This is a genomic window from Spirosoma utsteinense (assembly GCF_014282275.1).
GTDB lineage: Bacteria > Bacteroidota > Bacteroidia > Cytophagales > Spirosomataceae > Spirosoma > Spirosoma utsteinense.
In genome coordinates, this window is the sequence record NZ_VFIA01000160.1 from 1 (window position 1) to 983 (window position 983).

Consider the following 983-nt stretch of genomic DNA (forward strand, 5'->3'; position numbering starts at 1 on the left):
CGTTTGCGGGCTGTTCTTGAAGCGTTATTCACGGGTCGGCAGACAGTCATCGAGTTGACTTGCTTTCCCTACATTCTGAATGCGTCTTTATGATTTTGAATTAGTATAAGACTAATCTTGGTAGCCTTAATATCACCTCTTCTAGCGAAATCCCCTCAAATAACGACCAAATACTTACGGCAACTGGCAACAAGCTGACTCCTATTAAAATATATATCCCTTTGGTGAAATTATCTTGTAAATTTTTTGATTCTTGTATTTCATCCTGTCGTTTGCTGGAAAACGCAGCACTCAGTCCTGCTGTTAAGGCTCTCGGCAATAAGCTGTTTATCTCGTTGTTTATCTTTTCATACTTGGATTTGTGACCGTTTTCAAAATCAGCATACTTTATCTCATAGTTAGAATTAATTTGGTTTATTTTATCAAATGTATCCTTAATATCTGATGTTATTTTTTGATAGGATTTTTCTAGTTCATCTTTGAGACCTTCCACTTTAGTTATTTCGTCATCTTCATTGGTTTGCTGGTAGCCAAATATTTCTCTATGTATATCATCTATCTCTTTCTTTCTTTTATTTAGAGCTATCAAACTTACATTTGATTTTTCAACGTTTTCTGCAACCTTTCCTATGAAATTTGAAATTTCTTCTAGATTTTCATCAATATCTGGGTATTTTGAATAGAAATTTTCAAATTCGGATAACTTATGATCAACTATACTAATTTTTTTCTTATATTCAGAAGCTATATCAACCAAAGATTCAAATGTTGCCTTTATCTCATCTTTCAAATTATCTATACTTATACTAAATCAGATTGATGATGACGTATTTTTGATGTACGGAAAACAACTTAACGCGATGACTTTGCCTGAATAGACTTGTTGCAATGGCATAATTTTGCTTTATGAATCTCTCAATTAAGGCTTTAAAAACTGACCGCCAATGGCGGTCGGCCACCGGTTTAGACCATCAACGCTTCGC

The 983-nt window shown here is 34.1% G+C and carries 1 protein-coding gene; it reads right to left on the reverse strand.

The window, feature by feature from the left end; translation table 11 throughout:
* Nucleotides 1-100: 100 nt before the first annotated feature.
* A complete protein-coding gene (locus FH603_RS28265; protein WP_186742753.1) occupies nt 101-790 on the reverse strand; it encodes a hypothetical protein in 690 nt (229 codons plus the stop codon).
* Nucleotides 791-983 lie beyond the last annotated feature (193 nt).